3 protein-coding genes are annotated in these 4,481 nt (G+C 66.8%); 1 reads left to right on the forward strand and 2 read right to left on the reverse strand.

From position 1 onward, the window contains the following. The first annotated feature begins 180 nt into the window (after positions 1 to 180). Positions 181 to 2,133: a molecular chaperone HtpG gene (gene htpG / locus ABDW21_RS16280; protein WP_343710744.1), complete on the forward strand. Its 1,953-nt coding sequence runs from the start codon at positions 181 to 183 to the stop codon at positions 2,131 to 2,133. Between the two features lie 55 nt (positions 2,134 to 2,188). Here the strand turns inward: htpG and ABDW21_RS16285 are convergent, their stop codons facing one another. Together ABDW21_RS16285 and ABDW21_RS16290 are read right to left on the reverse strand one after the other, a co-directional pair. Then, a complete protein-coding gene (locus ABDW21_RS16285; RefSeq protein WP_343603284.1) occupies positions 2,189 to 2,788 on the reverse strand; it encodes a hypothetical protein in 600 nt (199 codons plus the stop codon). 553 nt (positions 2,789 to 3,341) lie between these two features. Further along, the gene (locus ABDW21_RS16290) at positions 3,342 to 4,310 is read right to left on the reverse strand and encodes an aldo/keto reductase (protein WP_343710745.1); all 969 of its coding nucleotides are present in this window, start codon (positions 4,308 to 4,310) and stop codon (positions 3,342 to 3,344) included. Between the last annotated feature and the right edge of the window lie 171 nt (positions 4,311 to 4,481).

The following is a 4,481-nucleotide window of genomic DNA, read 5'->3' on the forward strand; positions in this document are numbered from 1 at the left end:
ATCTCCCGGCCTCGACCTTCTTGCCCACCCCGCGGACCGGTAACAGGAGGTCTGGTGACTGTGGGAGGTTCGCGTCGATATTCTTGAGTCCCGGCGAACCCTGTTGGTCGCGGGCGGGGTCCGGCCCGCCCCGCACAGCAGCCCCGGTTCGTCGACACATTCCATCTCGAACGGAGTCTGATGAACGTGCGTGTCGAGCAGCTGGAGTTTGCGGCGGAGGCCCGGCAACTGCTGGATCTGCTGGTCCACTCGGTCTATTCACACAAGGACGCGTTTTTGCGGGAGCTGATCTCCAACGCCTCTGACGCCCTGGACAAGCTGCGGCTGGAATCGTTCCGGAACAAGGATCTGGACGTCGACACCTCCGACCTGCACATCGAGATCGAGCGCGACAACGACGCGCGCACCCTGACCGTGCGCGACAACGGCATCGGTATGACACGCGCCGAGGTCGTGGACCTGATCGGCACCCTGGCCAAGTCGGGCACCGCCGAGCTGCGCGAGCAACTGCGCGAGGCCAAGAACGTCAAGGATTCAGCCGCCTCCGAGGAGCTGATCGGTCAGTTCGGGATCGGCTTCTACTCGGTGTTCATGGTGGCCGACAGGGTCGAGTTGGTGACCCGCAAGGCCGGCGAGAGTGCGGCGACCCGGTGGGAGTCCAGCGGTGAGGGCACGTACACCATCGAGACCGTCGACGCAGCCAACGGCGCGGCGCCGCAGGGGACGTCGGTCACCCTGCACCTGAAACCCGAGGACACCGACAACGAGCTCTACGACTACACCGCGGAGTGGAAGATCCGCAACCTGGTCAAAAAGTACTCCGATTTCATCGCCTGGCCGATCCGGATGGAGATCGAGCGGCGCACGCCCGCCGAGAACGGCGGCGAAGAGACCGTGACCACCCAGATCGAGACACTCAACTCGACGAAGGCGTTGTGGGCCAGGCCCAAAGACGACGTCTCCGAAGAGGAGTACACGGAGTTCTACCGGCACATCGCGCACGCCTGGGACGACCCTCTCGAGGTCATCGTGATGAAGGCCGAAGGCACCTTCGAGTATCAGGCGCTGCTGTTCATCCCGTCGCGCGCCCCGTTCGACCTGTTCGAGCGTGATGCGCACACCGGCATGCAGCTGTATGTCAAGCGGGTGTTCATCATGGGCGACTGCGACGACCTGCTGCCCGGTTACCTGCGCTTCGTCAAGGGTGTTGTCGACGCACAGGACATGTCGCTCAACGTTTCTCGCGAAATTCTGCAGCAGGACCGCCAGGTGAAGGCGATCCGCCGCCGGCTGACGAAGAAGGTGCTCGCCACCATCAAGGATCTGCAGTGCCAGCGCCCGCAGGACTACCGCACCTTCTGGGCCCAGTTCGGCCGGGTCGTCAAGGAAGGCCTGCTCTCCGACGTCGACAACCGGGACGAGTTGCTGCGCATCGCGTCGTTCGCGTCGACGCACAGCGACGACGAACCCACCACGCTGGCCGACTACGTGGAGCGGATGAAGGACGGGCAGCAACAGATTTTCTACGCCACCGGGCAGAGCCGTCAGCAGATCGTGAATTCGCCGCATCTGGAAATGTTCAAGGCCAAGGGCTACGAGGTGCTGCTGCTCACCGACCCGGTCGACGAGGTGTGGGTGGGCATGGTGAGCGAGTTCGACGGCAAGCCGCTGCAGTCGGTGGCCAAGGGCGAGGTGGACCTGGACGGCGAGGAGGACACCAGCGAGGCAGAGCGCGAGGAGCAGCAGAAGGAGTTCGCCGACCTGCTGAGCTGGTTGAAGGAGACGTTGAGCGAGCACGTCAAGGAGGTGCGGCTGTCCACCCGCCTGACCGAGTCGCCGGCCTGCCTGATCACCGACGCGTTCGGGATCACCCCGGCGCTGGCCCGCCTCTACCGGGCCTCCGGGCAGGACGTTCCGGCCAGCAAGCGGATCCTCGAACTCAACCCGAACCATCCACTCGTCACCGGCCTGCGCGAGGCGCACAAGCGGGCCGGGGACGACGCTGCGCTCGCCGAGGTCACCGAGACGGCGGAATTGCTCTACGGGACAGCGCTTCTCGCCGAAGGCGGAGCACCGGACGACCCGGCTCGATTCGCCGAGCTGCTGGCCGGCCGGCTGGCCCGCACGGTATAGGTTCGCTTGGTGTCGGGCTGCGACGCACGGACAGCGGCCGCGGCGCGCCGGCCTGTCAGGCGGGGAGCCCGTCCTTGATTGCGGCGTCTTGTTTTCGGCCCACATCGACGACGAAGTCCTTCGGCGCGGGTACGCCTTTGGGACCGTCGAATTCGAGGGTCGCGAACGCCCGGCCCTGGGTGAACAACAGCACCGTGAACCCCTTGGACCCGTCGGGTAAGTCGCCTGAGGTCATCGTGCCGCCCGCGCCGACCTGCACCGGGACGGGCGCCGCGGTGACGGAGCCGGGTGGCGAATCTTTCGCCGCGTCAAGCGCATTCGCCGCGGCCGCGGGATCCGGCAAGATCAGGATGGTGTCGCGGATGACGTGGCTGCCGTCCTCGTCGCTGAACGTTGTCGCCGCACCCTGCTGGCCGTTGGGATCCTGGATCGGCGGACTTGCCGTGAAGGTGACGGGTGCGTCGATGTCCTGGGCGCGGATCAGCAGCCCGGTGTAGGTGCTCGGCTGCTCCGGCGCCGCGGCGCTCGCCGAGTCGTGGCCGGTGTCGGTCGGGGCAGCCGGTGACGACGTGGAGCGGCTGTGGCAGCCGGCCGCCGACAATCCCAGCAGCACAGTCGCCACCGCGGCAGCGGCCGCCGTCCGTGAAGTCCTCATGACCAGATCTCCTCTTCAGCACCAGCCGCGCCCGCAGGCAGCTGCATCGAACGCACCGCGGCGCGTCAACTATAGCCGCATGGTGCCCCTGCCATAATTTTCGTTGGCGCAAAAGGGATTAGCGTAGGTGCGAGCGTCACACGGGCCGCGGTCGACTGCAACATGAGTCACGGGGGCACATGAGTCACAGCAGTTTCTCCGGGCCGGGATGTTCGTCGATGCCCGGCTCGCAGCGACAAATCCTTTGTGTCCTTTGTGTCCTTTGTGTCCTTTGTGTCCCCGAGTTTGTCGCTGCGAGCGTTCAAGGGGGCTGCGCCCCGGTGTGAGCGCCGGAAAATCTGTCGAGTGTGCGATTTCGTACGCGACGCGCCGGCGCTGGCGTAGCAAACCGCACACTCGACGAATAGCTCTGCTCGACGCGAGCGCCGACCAGGGCTTTTGCGCAATTTTCGAGTGAGGCGGGCACACCGTACACCGACTCGACCCGGAAACTGCTGTGGCAGACATGGTTTCCATGGTGGCGGCCGTGGATCGGCAGCGCCGCCGAGCCGCATCAGCGCCGGAGTTTCTCGCGCACCGTGTCGGTGAGAAAGCGCCCCGGCGGCACCGGCCGGAACGCGCGGGCAGCGGTGGTCAGCGCGTCGCGGGAAGCCGTGCTCAGCTCGATGTCGGCGGCGGCGACGTTGAATTCGAGCTGCTCGACACTGGACGCACCCGGAATGGCCACCACGCCGGGCAGGCTGATCAGCCACGCCAACGCCACCTGGGCCGGCTTGGCGTCGACCTCGGCGGCGACGTCGCGCAACGTCTGCAGCAGCGGCTCGATCCGGCGTAGGTTCTCGGTGCCGAACAGCGGGTTCACCGCGCGGACGCCGCCGGGCCGGTTGTCGACACCGTACTTGCCGCCCAACAGTCCCTGCGCCAGCGGGCTGTAGGCGATCACGATGCGGTTCTCCCGCTCGGCGAACGGAACGAGCTCGTCGAGGGCCTGCGGATGGGCGAGGGAGAAGTGCACCTGGTTGCTGATCACCGGCCGACCGAGCGCGGCGTCGGCTTTCTGCCAACGCGACAGCGAATAGTTCGAGACGCCGGCGGCGCCGATCGTGCCGCGGTCGAGCAGCTGGCGCATGCCCGGCATGATCACCGAGTCCGGAACCACCGGGTTGGGCTGGTGGACCTGGTAGAGCGGGATCCGGTCGAGCTGCAGCCGGCGCGCGCTGGCCCGCGCACGCTGCTTGACCACCGCCGGGAACGGCGCGACCGGCATGATCTTGCTGGCGACCGCCACCTCGGTGCGCCGGGCGCCGAGCGCCTCGCCGAGGATCCGTTCGCTTTTGCCGAACCCGTAGACCTCGGCGGTGTCGAACAGCGTGACTCCCATGTCCAGGGCGCGCCGCACGATGTCGCGGGCGGCGCCGGAGGCGTAGCGGTCTCCGTAGCCCCACTCGCGCGAACCGAACTGCCAGGTGCCCAGCCCGATGCGACTGACCGGCCCGATTCCGTCGACATTGAGATGCTTCACGGTGTCCACCGTAGTGCCTCGGGCCAAGGGTGCCAGTGCGGCAGTGGGCTCGTCTCAGGACAGCGACGATGCCGTAGGTCGGGCGGTGTTCAGCCGACGGTCATGGCACCATGGTGCCGACACACCGGGGGCGGTAGCTCAGTTGGTTAGAGCCGCGGACTCATAATCCGT

This window comes from Mycobacterium sp. (assembly GCF_039583805.1).
Lineage (GTDB): Bacteria > Actinomycetota > Actinomycetes > Mycobacteriales > Mycobacteriaceae > Mycobacterium.

Excerpts from the sequence above, each read along its gene's own strand:
- htpG (WP_343710744.1), top strand. The coding sequence starts at position 181 with ATGAACGTGCGTGTCGAGCAGCTGGAGTTTGCGGCGGAGGCCCGGCAA.
- ABDW21_RS16285 (WP_343603284.1), bottom strand. The coding sequence starts at position 2,788 with ATGAGGACTTCACGGACGGCGGCCGCTGCCGCGGTGGCGACTGTGCTG.